This window comes from Micromonospora sp. CPCC 205539 (assembly GCF_036906815.1).
GTDB lineage: Bacteria > Actinomycetota > Actinomycetes > Mycobacteriales > Micromonosporaceae > Micromonospora.
Genome location: NZ_JBAKHW010000041.1, coordinates 18,525 through 37,333, shown reverse-complemented (window position 1 = coordinate 37,333; position 18,809 = coordinate 18,525). Strand labels below are relative to the sequence as shown.

Below are 18,809 nucleotides of genomic sequence, written 5' to 3'. Positions count from 1 at the left end.
TGGACGGTGTGATCAATCTCGACTGGCCGTGTGTGCCCCGCCCTAACGTAGACTCAACAGACCCACGGGCCGACGTCGTCCCCACCATTGTTCCAACCTGAGTGACGACAGGAGGCCCGGTGGCTCAGCCGTACGCGGAAATGACACAGCCGCACCCGCACAGCCCGCAGGCGTCCCCGACGCCCGGCTCCCGCCCGTCCGCCCAGGGGCTCTACGACCCCGCGCAGGAGCACGACGCCTGCGGCGTGGCCTTCGTGGCGGACCTGCACGGTCGGCGTTCACACTCGGTCGTCGCGAACGGGCTCGGCGCGCTCTGTCGGCTGGACCATCGCGGTGCCCGGGGCGCGGAGCCCAACACCGGCGACGGTGCGGGCATCATGATCCAGGTCCCGGACGCGTTCCTGCGTGCGGTGGCCGATGTGGCGCTGCCGCCGGCCGGTGAGTACGCGACCGGTCTGGTCTTCCTCCCCGACGACGATGCCGCCGAGGCCCGCGCCCGTCGGGTGGTCGAGAAGTACGCGCTGGTCGAGGGGGCCGACCTGCTCGGCTGGCGCGAGGTGCCGATCGACCCGACCGGGCTCGGCGAGACCGCACTCGCGGCGCTGCCCCGGGTTCGGCAGCTCTTCGTGGCCGCGCGCCGGCTCACCGATGCGCCCGCCGGGCCGGCCGGCTCCGCACTGCGCGGCCTCGAGCTGGACCGGGTGGCGTTCTGCCTGCGGAAGCAGGCCGAGCGGGAGACCGCCGAGCGAGGCGTGCCGGCCTACTTCCCGTCGCTGTCCAGCCGGACCATGGTCTACAAGGGCATGCTCACCCCCGACCAGTTGCCCGCGTTCTATCCGGATCTGCGGGACGAGCGGGTCGAGAGCGCCATCGCGTTGGTGCACTCCCGGTTCTCCACCAACACCTTCCCCTCGTGGCCGCTGGCGCACCCGTACCGGTTCATCGCCCACAACGGCGAGATCAACACCATCCGCGGTAACCGCAACTGGATGCAGGCCCGCGAGGCGCTGCTGCGCTCCCCGAACGTGCCCGGCAACATCCGGCGGGTCTTCCCGGTCTGCACGCCCGGCGCCTCCGACTCGGCGAACTTCGACGAGGTCCTGGAGCTGCTGCACCTGGCCGGGCGGAGCCTGCCGCACGCGGTGCTCATGATGATCCCCGAGGCGTGGGAGAACGACCCCGGCATGCAGCCGGACAAGCGAGCCTTCTACCGCTTCCACGCCAGCCTGATGGAGCCGTGGGACGGGCCGGCGTCGGTGGCGTTCACCGACGGCGAGGTCGTCGGCGCGGTGCTGGACCGCAACGGGCTGCGCCCGGGGCGCTGGTGGCGTACCGACGACGGCCTCGTCGTGCTCGGGTCCGAGGCGGGCGTGCTCGACCTCGACCCGGCGCGGGTGGTCGCCAAGGGTCGGCTCCAGCCGGGCAAGATGTTCCTGGTCGACACCGTCGCCGGCCGGATCGTGCTCGACGAGGAGATCAAGTCCGAGCTGGCCGCCGCGCAGCCGTACGGCGAGTGGCTGCACGCGGGGCTGATCGAGCTGGACGACCTGCCGGCCCGCGAGCACATCGTCTACACCCACGACTCGATCCGCCGCCGTCAGCAGACCTTCGGCTACACGGAGGAGGAGCTGAAGATCCTGCTCGCGCCGATGGCCCGTACCGGCGCCGAGCCGCTCGGCTCGATGGGCACGGACACCCCGATCTCGCCGCTGTCGACCCGGCCGCGGCTGCTCTACGACTACTTCCATCAGCTCTTCGCCCAGGTCACCAACCCGCCACTGGACGCCATCCGCGAGGAGCTGGTGACCAGCCTGGCGTCGACGATCGGGCCGGAGGGCAACCTGCTCGACCCGGGCGCGGCGAGCTGCCGGCAGATCGTGCTGCCGCACCCGGTGATCGACAACGACGAGCTCGCGAAGATTCTCTCCATCGACGAGGACGGCGACCTGCCCGGTTTCAAGGCGGTCCGGGTGTCCGGGCTGTACCGGGTCCGTGAGGGCGCGGCCGGGATCAAGGCGCGGCTCACCGAGATCTGCCGGCACGTCTCCGAGGCGATCGAGGACGGCGTCCGCATCCTGGTGCTCTCCGACCGGGACTCCAACGCCGACCTCGCGCCGATCCCGTCGCTGCTGCTCACCGCGGCGGTGCACCAGCACCTGGTCCGCGAGCAGACCCGCACCCAGGCGGCGCTGATCGTCGAGTCCGGCGACTGCCGGGAGGTGCACCATGCGGCCGTGCTGATCGGGTACGGCGCGGCGGCGGTCAACCCGTACCTGGCGTTCGAGTCGGTGGAGGACCTGATCTCCACGGGCACGCTGGTCGGTGTGGAGCCGGCCGCCGCCGTACGGAACTACGCCAAGGCGCTCGGCAAGGGCGTCTTGAAGATCATGTCGAAGATGGGCATCTCGACGGTCTCCTCGTACTGCGGTGCGCAGGTCTTCGAGGCGGTCGGCCTGGACGTCCGGCTGGTGGACCGCTACTTCCGGGGTACGCCCAGCCGGATCGGCGGGGTCGGGCTGGCCGGCGTCCACACCGAGGTGGCCGCCCGGCACGCGCTGGCCTGGCCGCCGACGGGCACCGCCGCCTCCGACCGGTTGGAGGTCGGCGGCGAGTACCAGTGGCGCCGCGAGGGTGAGCTGCACCTGTTCAACCCGGAGACGGTCTTCCTGCTCCAGCACGCCACCCGCAGCCGGCAGTACGACGTCTTCCGGCAGTACACCGCGAAGGTCGACGAACTCGCTGCGCGGGCCGGCTCGCTGCGCGGGCTGTTCACCCTGCGCACCGGGGTGCGGCCGGCGGTGCCGATCGAGGAGGTCGAGCCGGCCACCGAGATCGTCAAGAGGTTCGCCACCGGCGCCATGTCGTACGGGTCGATCTCCGCCGAGGCGCACGAGACGCTCGCCATCGCGATGAACCGCCTCGGCGGCAAGTCCAACACCGGCGAGGGCGGCGAGGACGTCGACCGGCTGCACGACCCGGCCCGCCGTTCCGCGGTCAAGCAGATCGCCAGCGGCCGGTTCGGTGTCACCAGCGAATACCTGGTCAACGCCGACGACCTCCAGATCAAGATGGCCCAGGGCGCCAAGCCTGGCGAGGGTGGCCAGTTGCCCGGCAACAAGGTCTGGCCGTGGATCGCCCGGACCCGGCACGCCACCCCCGGCGTCGGCCTGATCTCGCCGCCGCCGCACCACGACATCTACTCCATCGAGGACCTGGCCCAGCTGGTCCACGACCTGAAGTGCGTCAACCCGGCCGCCCGGGTGCACGTCAAGCTGGTCAGCGAGGTGGGCGTCGGCACCGTCGCCGCCGGAGTGGCGAAGCTCAAGGCGGACGTCATCCTGATCTCCGGTCACGACGGTGGCACCGGGGCGTCCCCGATGAACTCGCTGAAGCACGCCGGCACCCCGTGGGAGCTGGGGTTGGCCGAGGCGCAGCAGACGCTGCTGCTCAACAAGCTGCGCGACCGGGTCACCGTGCAGGTCGACGGCCAGCTCAAGACCGGCCGGGACGTGCTGGTCGCGGCGCTGCTCGGCGCGGAGGAGTTCGGCTTCGCCACCGCGCCGCTGATCGTCTCGGGCTGCGTGATGATGCGGGTCTGCCACCTGGACACCTGCCCGGTCGGCATCGCCACGCAGAATCCGGTGCTGCGCGAGCGGTACACGGGCACCCCCGAGTTCGTGGAGAACTTCTTCCTGTTCCTCGCCGAGGAGGTCCGTGGCTACCTGGCCGAGTTGGGCTTCCGGTCCATCGAGGAGGCGATCGGGCAGACCGAGCTGCTCGACGTGGCCCCGGCGTTGACGCACTGGAAGGCGCACGGCCTCGACCTGGGGCCCGTCCTGCACCTGCCGGAGCTGCCCGCCGGCGCCGCCCGGCGCGGTGTCCGCGCTCAGGACCACGGCCTGGAGCAGGCCCTGGACAACGAGCTGATCGCGCTCGCCCGACCGGCACTCGCCGACGGCGCGCCGGTGCGGGTCGAGGTGGCGGTCCGCAACGAGCACCGCAGCGTCGGCGCGATGCTCGGCGGTGAGGTGACCCGCCGCTTCGGTGGCGCCGGCCTGCCCGACGACACCATCGAGTTCGTGCTGGACGGCACCGCCGGGCAGTCGTTCGGCGCGTTCCTGCCGCGTGGGGTGACCCTGCGGCTGCACGGCGACGCCAACGACTACGTGGGCAAGGGCCTCTCCGGCGGTCGGATCATCGTCCGCCCGGACGCCGCCGCGCCGTTCCTCGACGAGGACGCCGAGCCCGGGCAGCGGGCCGAGGACCAGATCATCGCCGGCAACACCATCCTGTACGGGGCCACGGCCGGCGAGGTCTTCCTCCGGGGCCGGGTGGGGGAGCGCTTCGCGGTGCGCAACTCCGGCGCGGTCGCGGTGGTCGAGGGCGTCGGCGATCACGGCTGCGAGTACATGACCGGTGGCACGGTGGTGGTGCTGGGCGCGACCGGCCGCAACTTCGCCGCCGGAATGTCCGGTGGTACGGCGTACGTGCACCAGCTCGACCGGTCCCGGGTCAACGCGGAGCTGGTCGACCTGGCGCCGCTGCGCGAGCAGGAGCAGGCGCTGCTGCACGAGTTGGTCCAGCGGCACGTCGCCGAGACCGGGTCGTCGGTCGCCGAGGCGTTGCTCAAGCGCTGGCCCGATGCGGTGGCCGAGTTCACCGCGGTGGTGCCCCGCGACTACCGCCGGGTGCTGGAGATCATGCGGGCCGCCGAAGCCGCCGGCCGCGATGTCGACGACGCGGTGATGAGCGCGCTCAGCGTGCCGTCAGCCGCGCCGGTGCCGCCCGCTCCGCGGGTGGCTGCCCAGGAGGTGGCTCGTGCCTGACCCGAACGGTTTCCTGCGCTACGACCGGCGACTGCCGGCCCGCCGCCCGGTGCCGGTGCGGATCAGCGACTGGCGTGAGGTGTACCCGCCGGCCGGCGAGGAGCTCGTACGCGAGCAGGCCACCCGCTGCATGGACTGCGGCATCCCGTTCTGCCACGACGGCTGCCCACTGGGCAACCGGATCCCGGACTGGAACGACCTGGTCCGCACCGGCAACTGGGACGCCGCGGTGGAGTCGCTGCACGCCACCAACAACTTCCCGGAGTTCACCGGCCGGCTCTGCCCGGCGCCCTGCGAGGCGGCGTGCGTGCTGGGCATCGCGGGTGGCCAGCCGGTGACCATCAAGCAGGTCGAGGTGGAGATCGCCGACGCCGCCGCGGCGCGCGGTCTCCCACCCCGTCCGGTGCCGGCGCCGTCGGGCCGGTCGGTCGCCGTGGTCGGTTCCGGGCCCGCCGGTCTGGCCGCCGCACAGCAGCTGGCCCGCGCCGGTCACGCGGTGACGGTGTACGAGCGGGACGACGCGATCGGTGGTCTGCTCCGGTACGGCATCCCCGACTTCAAGCTGGAGAAGCGGCACATCGACGCTCGGCTGGCGCAGCTCTCCGCCGAGGGGGTGCGCTTCCGCACCGGCGTGCAGGTCGGCGTGGACGTCACCGCCGAGGAGTTGCGCGCCGAGCACGACGCGGTGCTGCTGGCCTGCGGCGCGTTGCAGGGCCGGGACACTCCGCAGACCCCCGGTCGGGCGCTTCGGGGCGTACACCAGGCCATGGCGCACCTGGTCGCGGCCAATCGCGCGGTCGCCACGGCGGCCACCGACCAGCCCGGCGTCGTGGCGACCGGCGAGGGCCGGGCGGCCCGCGCGGTGCTGCCGGACGGCACCCCGATCGACGCGGCCGGCAAGCACGTGGTGATCATCGGCGGTGGTGACACCGCGGCGGACTGCCTCGGCGTCGCGCACCGGCAGGGTGCCGCCGGCGTGCACCAGCTCGACCTGTACCCGCAGCCGCCGCAGGAGCGCGACGAGGCCCGGGACCCGTGGCCGACCTGGCCGTGGATCCTGCGCAGCTACCCGGCGCACGAGGAGGGCGGTGAGCGGGTCTTCGCCGTGGCGGTGCAGGAGTTCGTGGACGACGGCACCGGCCAGGTGCGGGCGGTGCGGATCGCCGAGGTGACCGTGGAGAAGCACGACGGCCGCCGGGTGGTCACCGTGGTGCCCGGCTCCGAGCGGGAGCTGCCGGCGGACCTGGTGCTGCTGGCGATCGGCTTCGAGGGCACCGAGCAGCAGCCGTTGCTGGCCCAGTTCGGGGTCACCCGCAACGCGCGGGGTGCGATCGACGCCCGGGACGACTGGCAGACCGACGCCGACGGGGTGTTCGTGGCCGGCGACATGCACCGGGGCGCCTCGTTGATCGTGTGGGCGATCGCCGAGGGGCGCGCGGCGGCCGCCGCCATCCACGGCTATCTCGGTGGTGCCGGCGCGCTGCCAGCCCCGGTTTCGGCGACCACGCAGCCGCTGGTCGCGCGCTGACCCCGGGTGAGACCGGTCACGAATATGGGCAAATACGTTTAAACCCGCAAGACTTGTCGGCTGCCGAACAGCGCCGTCGATCGGCGTCATGAACATGCCGCCAATCGCACGGGAGGGTTCGTCGTGGCCAAAGGTGCCACCTTCGCCGCACTGCGTCACCGGAACTACCGGATCTGGGCGCTTGCCGGATTTGTCTCCGTCATCGGGACCTGGATGCAGGTCCTGGGGGTCAACTGGTACGTGCTGAAGGAGACCGGCTCGGCGACGTCCATGGGCTTCGCCGTGCTGCTCCAGGCCGCGCCCACGCTGGTGCTCAGCCTCTGGGGTGGGGTGCTGGCCGACCGGCTCCCCGCCCGCCCGCTGTTGATCGGTGCCCAGGCGGCCCACGCGACCCTCGCCGCGGGGCTGGCGGCGGTCGCCCTGACCGGCGTCGGTGGCCTGCCGCTGATCTTTGCGATCTCCCTGGGCAGCGGTGCCGTCTCGGCGATCGAGGGCCCGGTGATGGGTCGTTGGTCCTCCACCCTCGTGGACCGGGAGACGCTCGGCAACGCGCTGGCGCTCGGCTCGCTCACGAACTCCGCGGGTCGCATCCTCGGCATGAGCCTGGGTGCCATCGTGGTGGCCGCCGTCGGCCCCGCGCTGCTCTTCGGCGTCAACGCGGCGAGCTTCGTCGCCGTGGTGGTGGCGCTCTTCGCCGTCCGGCCGGGGGCCCTGCCCGTGCACTCGGTGGGGGAGGCGGACGACGGCCGGACCCGCGGTAGCGTCCGTGCCGGCTTCGCCTACCTGCGGGGGCAGCCGGTGCTGCTCCTCGCGCTCGCCCTGTCGTTCGTGCTCGGCAGCCTGGGGCGCAACTACCAGGTGACGATGGCGGCGATGAGCGACGGACCGCTCGGCGGCGGGGCGTCCGGCTACGGCTTCCTGTCGACCGTGTTCGCGGTCGGGACGGTGGTGGGCGCGCTCGTCGCGGCCCGCAAGAGCACGCTGGGCTATCGGACGCTGGTCGGCGCGGGCCTGCTGGCCAGCGCGTTGCAGATCGTCGCTGGCATCGCCCCGGGGACCGTGAGCTTCGCCGCGGTGATCCTGCCGATCGCCGCCGCTGCCGTGGTCATCGACACCACCGTCGGCACCCGCGCCCAACTCGACACCGACGCCGCGATGCGTGGTCGGGTGCTCGCCGCGTTGGCGGTCACCGGCTCGGTCTCGGCCGCCGTCGGCGCACCGCTGCTCGGCTGGCTCGCCGAACACGTCGGACCTCGGCAGACGCTCGTCCTGGCCGGTGCCGTCGCGGCAGTCGCGACCGTGGCAGCGGCGGTGGCCCTGGACCGGCAACCTGGCCGCCGGCGGAACGACGAGGTCACTCTCGCGCTGGCCGTGCCGCCGCTGGGGCGTCCGGTACGGCGGGTGGCAATCGCCCCGGTCGGGCCGCCGGTCCCGGCATCCGCCACGCGGGTGGCACGGGCCAGACCACCCGTTCCCTGCCACTGAGACAGCGGTCACCCCCACCTGGCCGGTCCACGGGACCGAGCCCGATGAAGATCATCGTTACGCTGCGATCATGGAGATCGAGGAGCGCCTGCGGTGGACCCGCCGGTGGCTGTGGATCGTGATTGTCGGGCTCTTCCTGAGTGGAGCGACCGCGTTCCCGCTGGAGATCGAGGTGCGCTGGCTGTTGCGCGCACTCGACCCGCTCGCCGGCCAACTGCCGGCACTGGTCGAATGGATCGAGCGGGTGCACGCCGGGCTCGCCACGGCCAGCAAGGAGTATCCGTTCCTGCTCTACGGCACCGACTGGCTGGCCTTCGCCCACCTGGTGCTGGCCGTGGCGTTCTGGGGGCCGGTACGTGACCCGGTGCGCAACGTCTGGGTGGTCCAGGTCGGGATGATCGCCTGCGCGGGGATCGTGCCGCTGGCGCTGATCTGCGGCCCGATCAGGGACATCCCCTGGTTCTGGACGCTGATCGACCTGTCCTTCGCGGTCGGGGCGTTCCCGCCGCTCTGGTTCGCCTACCGGCACATCCGCGCGATCGAGGCGAGCACGGCCGGCGATCGGCGACGCTAGATCAGGTAGCCGAGGTCCCGTAATTCGCTGTGCAGGGTCAGTTCGGTGTCGTGTTCGACGGGAGCCGTCGGGTCGAAGCTGGTGAACGGAGCGTGCGTGACCAGTTCCGCCAGAATCCCCTCCCGAAGCGCTCGTGGTTCTTTGTCATGCGCCCGGCGGTGAACGGCGTGCGTGGCGGCTTCGATCACCGTGGCGGCCTCTAGGCTGTCGGTCAGCAATTGTCGGCACGCAGGGCCCCGAAAGACGTAGCTGTGCACGGCCTTCGAGGTAAGTGGATGACCGAGTACGAGAGTGTCGACCGGCAGGTCCAGCATTCGTCGGAGGCTGGCACGATACTGGATCCCGGACTGGTAGTAGGCCGGGAGCCGCCGCACTGACCCGGTTCCCTGTACGGCGTCACCCACGATCAGCAACTGCCGTTCCGGTATGTAGAACGAGAGGCTGCCCAGGGTGTGGCCAGGCGTGGCGAGGACTTCGAACCTCAGGCCACCAAGGTCGAAGGCGTGCCCGTCGCGCAGGTCCACATGCGGCTGATAGCCGGCCAATTCGACGTCGTCCGCGCAGAAGTGGATTGGGGCGCCGGACAACCGGTGCAGGCCGGGACCGCCTCCGGTGTGGTCGCCGTGCCCGTGAGTGCTGGCGATGGCGGTGATGTCGGATACCTCGGCGCCGAGCGCGTCGAGTGCGGGCAGCAGCGCGGTCGGCATGTGCTCGGACAGCCCGGTGTCGATGACCAGCACCGTGTCACCCCTCGCCGCCACCATGGTGACGACACCGGTGAAGCTGCCGGGTTTGGGACAGAGGGTCAGAACGACGCCGGGGGTGAGGTGGAGGACCTCTGGGGCGGCGGGCATGTCGGCGTCCCGATCAGCCACGCTGCCAGGCTTCCTGGAGTCCGGCCAACTCCTGGTGGAAGCCGGGGAAGGTCTTGCCCACGCAGTCAGCGTCGTCGAAGCGGATCCCCGCTGTACGGATGCCGAGCACGCTCATGCTCATCGCGATGCGGTGATCGGCCCGAGTTTGAACCAGTGCCGAGTGCGGTCGGCCAGGGGTGATTTCCAGCCAGTCGGCCCCGGTGTGGACCGTGATGCCGCACGCGTCGAGGGCGCTGGCCATGGCGTCGATGCGGTCGGATTCCTTGATGCGGCAGTTGCCCACATCAGTGATCCGGACCGGCCCGTCGGCGTAGGGGGCGATCGCGGCGAGGGTCATCATGGTGTCGCTGATGTCGCGCATGACGACCTCGCCGGGGCTGCGCAGATGCGTGGGGCCGGTCACGGTGGTCCTGTCATCGTCCACGGTGACCTCGCAACCCATGGCGGACAGGACCTCGGTCGCGAAGCGCAGGTCGCCCTGCCGCGAATTCCGGCCGAGGCCCAGGACAGTCACGGTGTTGCCGGTGACCGCGGCAGCGGCGAAGAAGTACGAGGCGGTGGAGGCGTCCGGCTCGATGACGTAGTCCCGTGCCTGATAGGTGCCGGGTCCGATGGTGATCCGTGATCCCTGCCGCGTGGCGGTCACACCGAACTCGCGCATCATCGCGAGCGTCAGCTCGACGTAGGGCACCGACACCTCGTCGAGGACCTCGATGGTCAGGCCGTTCCTGGTGCCGGGAGCCATCAGGCAGAGGGCGCTCAAATACTGGCTGGAGGCGCCGGCGTCCACCTGCACCACGCCGCCTTCCACGCCGTCGGCGTCGATGCGCAGGGGAATCCGGTCGCCGTTCGCGGCGTGCACACGCACCCCTAGAGAACCGAGCGCCCGCAGCAGCGGGCCCATCGGACGGGCCCGCATCTGCTCGCTCGCGTCGATGACGAAGTCGCCAGCGCCCAGCGACACCAGCGCGGGCAGAAAGCGCGCCGCGGTGCCGGAGTCATGGCACCAGACGACCGCCGTCTCGGCGGGCGGCCCGGTCGGGTTTCCGGTGATGCTCCAGACGTCACCGCCCCGGTCGACCGGAAAGCCCAGCGTGCTGAGTCCGTCGGCGAAGGCAACCGTGTCGGCGGCTTCCAGCGGCGTGATCAGCCGGCTCGTACCGTCCGCCAGGGCCGCCAGGAACAAGGCCCGGGCAGTCACCGATTTGGACCCCGGCAACCGGACCGTCGCAGTGTGGGATGTCGTCTCCACCAAGCCTCCCGACTCCGAGACACGCCAGCTGTAGCGCGGTCAGCGCTCATCACACACCTGCCCCGTCACTGACCATAGGGGGCCCCAACGTGGCATGGGCCGCAGCGGCCGAGCCGGAACTTACTCGATGACCGGCCTGCGTGATGACCAGCGAGCTCAACGCACCCGACCCGGTCTGGCGATCGAGCCCGGACCCGCCGGGTCTGGGTGTGGTCGGGACCGCCGTCTGGGCGGCCGGACGGGCCTGGACGGCCGGACGGTCGGGAGGTCCGCCGCGCAAGCGGCGGGCCTCCCGGCCGACTTTGGGGCTCTAGCGTGAGTGCAGGTGGTGGGACTCGCGGATCGTGCTCCAGGACTTCGGCTCGGCCGGCGGGCCGGCCTTGCGCGCGGCGGTGGCCACGTCCGGCCGGCCGGCGGTGAACAGCCAGGTGGTGAACAGGTCGTCCAGGTCCAGTCCGGAGATGCGTTCGGCCAGGGCCTGGAACTGCTCGATGGTGCCGTTGCCGTGCCGGTGCTCGGCCGTCCAGGCGGGCAGGATCTCGAAGAACGCGTCGTCACCGACGGCCAGCCGCAGCTGGTGCAGCGTCATGGCGCCCCGGTCGTAGACGGCGTCGTCGAAGACCCGGGCCGCACCCGGGTCACCGGGCAGCACCTGCCAGAACCCCGAGTCCGCCGGGTAGCTGGCGTACGTGAAGTCGAACAGCTCCTGGGCGGTGCCCTCGCCCTGCTCTTCCGACCAGAGCCATTCGGCGTACGAGGCGAAGCCCTCGTTGAGCCAGATGTTGCGCCAGTCGGCCACCGAGACCGAGTCGCCGAACCACTGGTGGGCGAGTTCGTGCGTCACCACGTACGTGTTGGCGCCGCGCCGCCAGAAGCCCGGGCCGTACACCGGTCGGGTCTGCGTCTCGAGCGCGAAGCTGATGCCGTCGATCGGGCCGGCCACACCGCCCTGCGCCTCGAACGGGTACGGGCCGAAGATCCCGCTCTCCCAGTCGACGATCTCGCCGGTCCGCTCGATGCTGGCCCGCGCGGCCGGCCCGAGCGCGCCCAGCGAGGTGCTGTACGCGTTCACCACCGGCTGGCCGCTCGGCGTGGTGTCGGTGACGATGTCGTACTGGCCGATGGCCATGAAGGCCAGGTAGGTCGCGGTGGGGGAGGTGGTCCGCCAGATCCACCGGGTGCGGTTGCCGGCCTCGGCCAGCGGCGGCCGCGGCTGCACGCCGTTGCTGATCACCTCGACGCCGGTGGGCACCGAGACGGAGACGTCGAAGGTGGCCTTGTCCAGCGGGTGGTCGTTGCTGGGGAACCACCACCACGCCGACTCGGGCTCGTTGACCGCGAGCGCCCCGTCGTCGGTACGCGTCCAGCCGGTGTAACCGCCGACCAGCGTCTCCGACGGAATGCCCGCGTAGCGGACCACGATGGTCAGTTGCTGGCCCCGAACGACGGTGCGGGACGGGGTGACCACCAACTCGTGGGCGCCCTCGGTGCTGGTGGTCGCCGCCCAGCCGTTGACCCGTACCGATTCGACGTCGAGCAGGAAGTCCAGGTTGAACCGGGACAGGTCCTCGGTCGCGGTGGCGAGGATGGTGGTGGTGCCGGAGAGCAGGTCGGTCGCCGGGTCGTAGCGCAGCCGTACGTCGTAGTGCTCGACGTCGTATCCGCCGTTGCCGTAGTCGGGGAAGTAGCTGTCGCCCAGCCCCGGCGCGCCGGGTTGCGGCGCGAGGGTGACGGTGGGTCGACCCCAGCCCGTCGGGGCGGCCTGGCCGGGGGTGCCGGTGAGCATGATGCCGGCTGTCGTGAGGGTCAGGGCGGTGGTGGCCGCCGTGAGGACTCGTCGCACGGAAGGGACTCCCTCCATCGGGGTTTTCGCCTCGCCAACCTAATCGACAACTGTCCACCCCGCCGGCCCGCCGCGCGGCGAAGCTATTCCATTGATCTAAATGTTTCGATAGCATTACCGCCTGGTAACAACCGTTCCGCCCCTGGCCACGCGCGCGGTCGCAGGATCCCACCACCCCTGTCCTGTGGAGGTCCGTCATGCCCCACCGCCCGCTGGCCCGCGCCCTGGCCACACTGGTCGCCGTCTGCACCGCCGCTCTCGGCGCGGTTCTCGTCCCCGGCACCGCCCAGGCCGCCGTCATCAACTACGTCGCGCTCGGCGACTCGTACTCCTCCGGTGTCGGCGCCGGCCCGTACGACTGGTCCACCTGCCTGCGCAGCCAGAAGTCGTACGCCCCGCTCTGGGCCGCCGCCCACGGCGTGGCCAGCTTCAGCTTCCCGGCCTGCGGCGGCGCGGTCACCGCCGACGTGCTCAACAGCCAGGTCAACTCGCTGAGCGCCAGCACCACCCTGGTCACCATCACCATCGGCGGCAACGACGCCGGCTTCGTCAACGTGATCACCAGTTGCCGGTTCGGCAGCACCACGGCCTGCACCGACGCGGTCAACACCGCCAAGGCCTTCGCGACGTCGACGCTGCCCGGCCGGCTCGACGCCACGTACGCCGCCATCCGCAACCGCGCCCCGAACGCCCGGCTGATCGTGCTCGGCTACCCGCGCCTGTTCGAGACGACGTCCTGCGGCTGGCTGGCGATGAGCACCTACAAGCGCACCATCCTCAACGAGGCCGCCGATGTGCTCGCCGCGGTCACCGCCGCCCGCGCCGGCGCGGCCGGTGCCACGTTCGCCGACACCCGGCCCTACTTCGCCGGCCACGGCGTCTGTGCCGGCACCCCGTGGATCAACGACGTCAGCGGCGTCATCGAGGCGTACCACCCGAAGGCCGACGGCTACCGGTACGGCTACCTGCCGGCGCTCACCGCGGTCACCGGCTGAGCGCACCCGCACGGCACCCGCCCGGCCGGTACCGCGCCTTGCGCCGGATGACCACACTAGGTGGAATCGGCGCTCACGCCGTGCCACGGTCGGGGGGTGCCGATGCGGGAGTTGACTGGTCAGAGACAGGCGACGACGGGCCGGGACCGGCTCCCCGCCGGCGCGCTGGAGTTCTTCGGGCTGCTCGCGCGGCTGCTGCGGCGACCCCGGCGGGGCGACCGGCGGCTGCCGGTGGTCTGGCTGGTCCGCGCCGACCCGCCGGACCTCGTGGTGCCGCTGCGCCGCTTCCTCGGGCAGGGCCCCCGCCGCCGCGTCCCGCACGCCGTGCTGGACGTCGACGTGCCGCCGGGCGCCGGAGACGTGCCGGCGTTGCTGCGCGAGCTGCACCGCCAGCTCTCGCTGGAGGCGTTCGGGGCGGCTCGACTGCGCTTCCAGCACTACCCGCTCGCCGACTGGCTGATGCACCAGAGCCTCAGCTTCGGCGTCGACGCCGACGACAGCCGGGCCGCGCTGGTACGCCGGCTGCGTGACCGCCGCGGCCCGCGTACCGCCGAGCCGGTGCCCTCCGGCGGCGACGCGGTCAGCATCGTCTCGCAGGTGCTGCTCTGGCTGGTCCGCCGGGCCGTTCCCGGGGTGGTGTTCCGGGCCGCCGTGTCCGGCCGGGTGCCGGTGATCGGTGGGCACTACCGCTGGTTCATGCGTCAGCAGTACCTGGCCCCTCGGCAGTCGGTCACCTTCCTCGGCTTCGCCGAGCGCCTCACCGCCGGCTGGCGGGACGGCGAGCAACCCGACCAGGTCAACAAGCTGCTGCTGCACGCGTTCCTGGAGGACCTGCGGCAGGCGTACCGGCGTCGACTGTGGCGTCCGTCGGACTGGCGGCGCACGGCGTACCCGGTGCTGCTGCTCGATCACGTCGCCCCGGACAACGTCGGCGGCGAGCTGGTCCGCCTGATCGGTGACGTCCGCACCGAGACCGGCCGCAACGACCCGCTGCTGCTTGTCGCCTCGGGTGGGCGACCCCCGCCGGAGCTGCCCGAACCCCACGCGCTCACCGAGGCCGACGAGGCGTACGACGAGTGGACCGAGGCGCTGCCGGAGATGCGGCGGCTGCGCCGCCCCGCCGCTTGGCTGGTGGTGCTGCGCCCGGACGACACCGATCCCGGCCCGCCGTCGCGCGGCGGGGTGCGGCCGTTCACCGCGCCCGAGCCGCCCTGGTGGTCGCGGCGCTTCCTGCCGGCGGCGCTCTGCCTCGTGCTGCTGGCCACGGGCGGCGCGTGGGTGGGCAGCCGGTGGGGGCCGGGCTGCCATCCCGCGCTCACCGGCGGCGACGTCTCGGTCGTGCAGGTCGACGGCGAGTGCGTCGGCTACAGCGACAGCGCCGCGCAGGTGTTCAACAAAGACCCCGGCCAGGACCGGCTGCGGACCATCCAGCAGCGCATCTTCGCCCAGAACCGCGCCGCCGAGGAGGTCTGGCAGCGCAGCGACCGGCGCCGACCCTTCCTCACCCTGGTCTACCTGGGCACCCTGACCGGCAACCGGACCCGCGCCGACGAGGAGTCCTACGTCTCCGAGCGGGAGGAGTTGGAGGGCATGGCCACCGCGCAGTACGCGCTGCTCCAGGAGTCGGCGGGCGCCGACGGCGCGGCGCTGCTACGGATCGTGGTGGCCAACGGCGGCCGGCAGATGCGCTACGCCGACCGGGCCGTGGCGATGCTGGCCGAGCTGGCCCACGACGACCCGACGGTGCTCGGCGTGGTCGGCCTCGTGGAGAGCCGGACCAGCACCGCCCGAGCGCTGCGCGAGCTCAACCAGATCGGCCTGCCGGTGCTGGCGCCCACCCTCTCCGCCGACAAGATGGACGCCAACTCGCGGCTCTACCTGCAGATCTCCGCGCCCAACACCGACCAGGTGGAGATGGTCGACGCGTACGCCAAGCAGGTGCTCAAGGTCGACGAGGCGCACGTCTACTACACGACGTTGGAGGGCAGCTCGCTCAGCGAGGACCTGTACGTGGGCACCCTGGTCGACGGGCTCCGGCAACGGTTCGGCACCCGGATCACCCGCCTCGACGAGTGGCGGACCGGGCAGCGGCTGACCGACGAGTGCGGTTACGCCGGCCTGCTGTTCTACGCCGGCCGATGGTCGGAGTTCGACGGCTTCCTACGGGCGCTGCGCGAGTGCGGCGCCGACCCGCCCCGACACCTGGTCGCCGACGACTCGGCGAACCGTTACATGGCCAACCCCGGGCTGCGCGCCGCCGCACCCGGAAACCTGCCGGTCACGTACGTCTCCAAGGCCGCCCTGGCCACCTGCGCCGCGCTGCGCGCGGCCCAGGGTCAGCGCGACGACGCCCGGGCCAGCTTCCTGTCCTGGATCCAGGCCGACGACCTGCTCGACCCGCCGCGCTGCCGGCCGGGCTCCGAGCAGCAGGTCGGCGAGCGGATCAGCCTCGCCTACGACGCGGCGATGATGATGGTCCGGGCCGTGGAGAGCCTCGCCGCTCGGCTGCACCACGCCGACCCGGGCCAGCGCTGGGAGCCGGAGTCGGTCAACCCGGTCGGCGTGCACGCCGAGGTGCTGCGGCAGAACGCCGGCCAGGGCTACCCGGGTGTGGCCGGGCTGATCCGGTTCCCGCCCGACTCGGGCGAACCGGTCGACAAGCGGCTGGCACTGATGCGCGTGGAGCAGGTGCCCGACGTGTCGACCGCACCCGTGGAGGTGTTCCGCTGCGGCGTGGCCGACCGGCCCGGCCCGGTGGCCTGCGTCCCGGTGTGACAGATCGGGTGTGACAGATCGGGCGTGACCGAGGCGGCGGGACACGTCCTCTCGGGACTGTCCGGGTGCCGCCGACGTCCGTTAGGGTTCCTGGGACCAGACGGTCGTCGGCGTTGGGGGCAGAGGGTGGGCAGGCTCGCGACGGCGTACGGGCAGGCGGTCACCGCCCACCGGGCGGCCAGGGCACACCTGGAGGCCGCCCGGGGCGCGCTCGGCGCGGCCACCGTGGCCCCGCCGGCCGACACCGGCGAGTTGGTGGCCCGACTGGCCCGGCTCGGCGGCGCGCTGGCCACCCCCACCCCCGGCGCGACCCCGCTCACCGAGGCGCCGACGGCGGTCCGGATCGGCAAAGCGTCCACTCCCGACGGCGGCTTCCCGGTGCTGGTGCCGCTCGGCGGCGGGCACCACCTGGCACTGGACACCGACGCCCGGGACCCGCGCGTCGCCGGGCTGCTGCGGGCGCTGGTGCTGCGGCTGCTCGCCACCGCGCCAGCCGGTCAGGTCCGGGTCGTCGGCATCGACACGGCCGCCCTGGGCGCCACCTTCGGCCCGCTACGTCCGCTACTCGATGCCGGTGTGCTCGATCCGCCAGCGACCGGCGAGGCGGAGCTCGCCGCGCTGCTGGAGACCGCGGAACGGCACGCCCGCGCGGCGCAGCACGCGGACCCCGACGCCCGGCAGCTCCTGGTGGTGGTCGCCACCGCCGCCCCGCCGCCCCGCGAGCTGGCGCGGCTCGCGGCGCTCACCCACGCCGGTCCGGCCGCCGCCGTCTGCGTGCTGCTCGCCGGGCACCCGTCCCGGTCGCCGGGGGAGACCTCGCCGCCACTGGGCGGCACCACGGCGGTCCGGCTCGTCCAGGGGTACGCGCAGGTCGGCGACCCGGCCGGTGCCCCGTTCAGCGCCGACGGCACCGGGCTCGCCGCGCCGGTGCTGCTCGACGGTGATCCGCCGCCGGCCTCGGTCCGCGCGCTCGCCGACCATCTGGGTGCCGCCGCCCGCCGCACCGACGCGCTGCACTTCGCCGAGCTGCTGCCCGAGCGGCGCTGGGCCGAGTCGGCCGGCAACGGCCTGCGGACCGTCATCGGCCGGGCCGGCCGCACCCCGTTGACCGTCGCCTTCGACGACGCCACCCCGCACTGGTTGGTGGGTGGCCGCACCGGCGCCGGCAAGACCGTCTTCCTGCTCGACGTCCTCTACGGGCTGGCCGCCCGCTACTCGCCGGCCGAGTTGCAGCTCTACCTGCTCGACTTCAAGGAGGGCGTGAGCTTCACCGAGTTCGTGCCCACCGGGCGGGACCCGTCCTGGTTGCCGCACGCCCGGGCGGTCGGCATCGAGTCCGACCGCGAGTACGGCCTCGCCGTCCTGCGTGAGCTGCGCCGCGAGTCGCAGCGCCGGGCCACCGCCCTCAAGCGGCACGGCGTCACGAAGCTCGCCGACCTGCCCCGGGACAATCCGCTGCCGCGCATCGTGGCGGTCATCGACGAGTTCCACGTGCTGCTCGCCGGCAACGACGCGCTGGCCCGCGAGTCCGTCGACCTGCTGGAGGAGTTGGCCCGCAAGGGCCGCTCGTACGGCGTGCACCTGGTGTTGGCCAGCCAGAGCATGACCGGCATCGAGGCGCTCTACGGCCGGGCCGAGGCGATCTTCGGGCAGTTCGCGTTGCGGGTGGCGCTGCCCGGCGGTGGCGGGGTGCTCGACCCGCTCAACGACGCCGCGGCGGCCCTGCCGATCGGCTCCGCCGTCATCAACACCGCCGCCGGCGCGGTCGGCGCGGACACCGTGCTGCGCTTCCCCGACGCGCACGCCGCCGCCGCGGACCTCGCCGCGCTGCGCCACGAGCTGTGGCAGGCCCGCCCGCCGGGCGCGCGAGCACCGGCGGTCTTCAAGGGGTACGAGGCTGCGCGCGTCGAGGACGACCCCACCTTCGCCGGGCTGCGCCCGGGTGGTCGACGCCCGATGGCCCTGGTCGGTCGGACGGTCGACGTGGACGGCACCACCGCGCTGTTCCTGATGGACACCACCCCGGGCCGGCACCTGGCCGTGGTGGGCACCGCGGCGGCCGGCGCGGACGTGCTGCGCGCCGCGACGCTCAGCCTGGCCCGCCAGCACGCCGCCGGTGACACCCGGTTCGTGCTGGCCTCGCTGGTCAGCGCCGCCGCCCCGATCGCCGACGAGACCGAATCCGCGCTGCGCGCCGCCGGCCACCCGGTCGAACGCCTCGACGCGACCGGCCTGCGTGACCGGATCGCCGCCCTCGCCGCCGAGCCGACCGGGCGCGAATACCTCGTGGTGTTCGGCATGGACGCCGCCGCGCCGGTGCTCGGCGCCGCCGACCCGGTCACCTTCCGCTCCGGCCTGGACGACCTGCGTACCGTGCTGCGCCACGGCCCCGGGCAGGGTGTGCACCTGCTCGGCTGGTGGCGTGGGCTGCGCCGGCTCGCCGACGACCTCGGCGGCACGCAGAACCGCGACGACGTGGCCTGCCTGGTCGCGCTCAACGTGCCCGGTGCCGAGCTGGCCCTGCACCTCGGGGTGCACGACCTCGCCTACACGCCGCGCGCCGACCGGGCGCTGCTGATCGACCGGCACGACCAGCGCACCCGGCTGATCGTGCCGTTCGCCCGCGACGGGCACGAGCCGGACGGGGAAGAGTGAC

The 18,809-nt window shown here is 72.7% G+C and carries 10 protein-coding genes; 7 read left to right on the top strand and 3 right to left on the bottom strand.

Going from position 1 to position 18,809, the window contains the following annotated elements; genetic code table 11:
- Positions 1-140 precede the first annotated feature (140 nt).
- The 4 genes from gltB (at position 141) to V6V47_RS27295 (ending at position 8,413) form a co-directional block, all read left to right on the top strand.
- Positions 141-4,826 (top strand): glutamate synthase large subunit, encoded by a 4,686-nt coding sequence (gltB, locus tag V6V47_RS27310; protein WP_334631253.1) that lies wholly within the window; start codon positions 141-143, stop codon positions 4,824-4,826.
- The gene (locus tag V6V47_RS27305) at positions 4,819-6,354 is read left to right on the top strand and encodes a glutamate synthase subunit beta (protein WP_334631239.1); all 1,536 of its coding nucleotides are present in this window, start codon (positions 4,819-4,821) and stop codon (positions 6,352-6,354) included. The genes gltB and V6V47_RS27305 overlap by 8 nt, the downstream gene beginning before the upstream one ends.
- A 123-nt stretch (positions 6,355-6,477) precedes the next feature.
- Complete coding sequence (locus V6V47_RS27300) at positions 6,478-7,839, top strand: MFS transporter (protein WP_334631238.1); 1,362 nt, start codon at positions 6,478-6,480, stop codon at positions 7,837-7,839.
- Positions 7,840-7,909: 70 nt separating this feature from the next.
- The gene (locus tag V6V47_RS27295; protein ID WP_334631237.1) at positions 7,910-8,413 is read left to right on the top strand and encodes a hypothetical protein; all 504 of its coding nucleotides are present in this window, start codon (positions 7,910-7,912) and stop codon (positions 8,411-8,413) included.
- On the opposite strand, the gene V6V47_RS27290 is transcribed toward V6V47_RS27295, so the two are convergent.
- The 3 genes from V6V47_RS27290 to V6V47_RS27280 all read right to left on the bottom strand — a co-directional run bounded on the left by V6V47_RS27290 (position 8,410) and on the right by V6V47_RS27280 (position 12,383).
- On the bottom strand, positions 8,410-9,288 hold the full coding sequence (locus V6V47_RS27290; protein ID WP_334631236.1) for an MBL fold metallo-hydrolase: 879 nt from the start codon (positions 9,286-9,288) through the stop codon (positions 8,410-8,412). The two genes, V6V47_RS27295 and V6V47_RS27290, sit on opposite strands and share 4 nt — an antisense overlap.
- Positions 9,281-10,543 carry a 3-phosphoshikimate 1-carboxyvinyltransferase gene (aroA, locus tag V6V47_RS27285; RefSeq protein WP_442934312.1) on the bottom strand — a complete coding sequence of 421 codons (1,263 nt, stop codon included), beginning with the start codon at positions 10,541-10,543 and terminating at the stop codon, positions 9,281-9,283. The genes V6V47_RS27290 and aroA overlap by 8 nt, the downstream gene beginning before the upstream one ends.
- A gap of 307 nt (positions 10,544-10,850) precedes the next feature.
- Positions 10,851-12,383 carry a M1 family metallopeptidase gene (locus tag V6V47_RS27280; protein WP_334631235.1) on the bottom strand — a complete coding sequence of 511 codons (1,533 nt, stop codon included), beginning with the start codon at positions 12,381-12,383 and terminating at the stop codon, positions 10,851-10,853.
- Between the two features lie 197 nt (positions 12,384-12,580).
- Between V6V47_RS27280 and V6V47_RS27275 the strand changes: the two genes are divergently transcribed.
- The 3 genes from V6V47_RS27275 (at position 12,581) to V6V47_RS27265 (ending at position 18,808) form a co-directional block, all read left to right on the top strand.
- A complete protein-coding gene (locus V6V47_RS27275; RefSeq protein WP_334631234.1) occupies positions 12,581-13,378 on the top strand; it encodes an SGNH/GDSL hydrolase family protein in 798 nt (265 codons plus the stop codon).
- 102 nt (positions 13,379-13,480) lie between these two features.
- Entirely contained in the window at positions 13,481-16,153 is a 2,673-nt protein-coding gene (locus V6V47_RS27270; RefSeq protein ID WP_334631233.1) for a hypothetical protein, read from the top strand.
- Between the two features lie 126 nt (positions 16,154-16,279).
- A complete protein-coding gene (locus V6V47_RS27265; protein ID WP_334631232.1) occupies positions 16,280-18,808 on the top strand; it encodes an FtsK/SpoIIIE domain-containing protein in 2,529 nt (842 codons plus the stop codon).
- Position 18,809 lies beyond the last annotated feature (1 nt).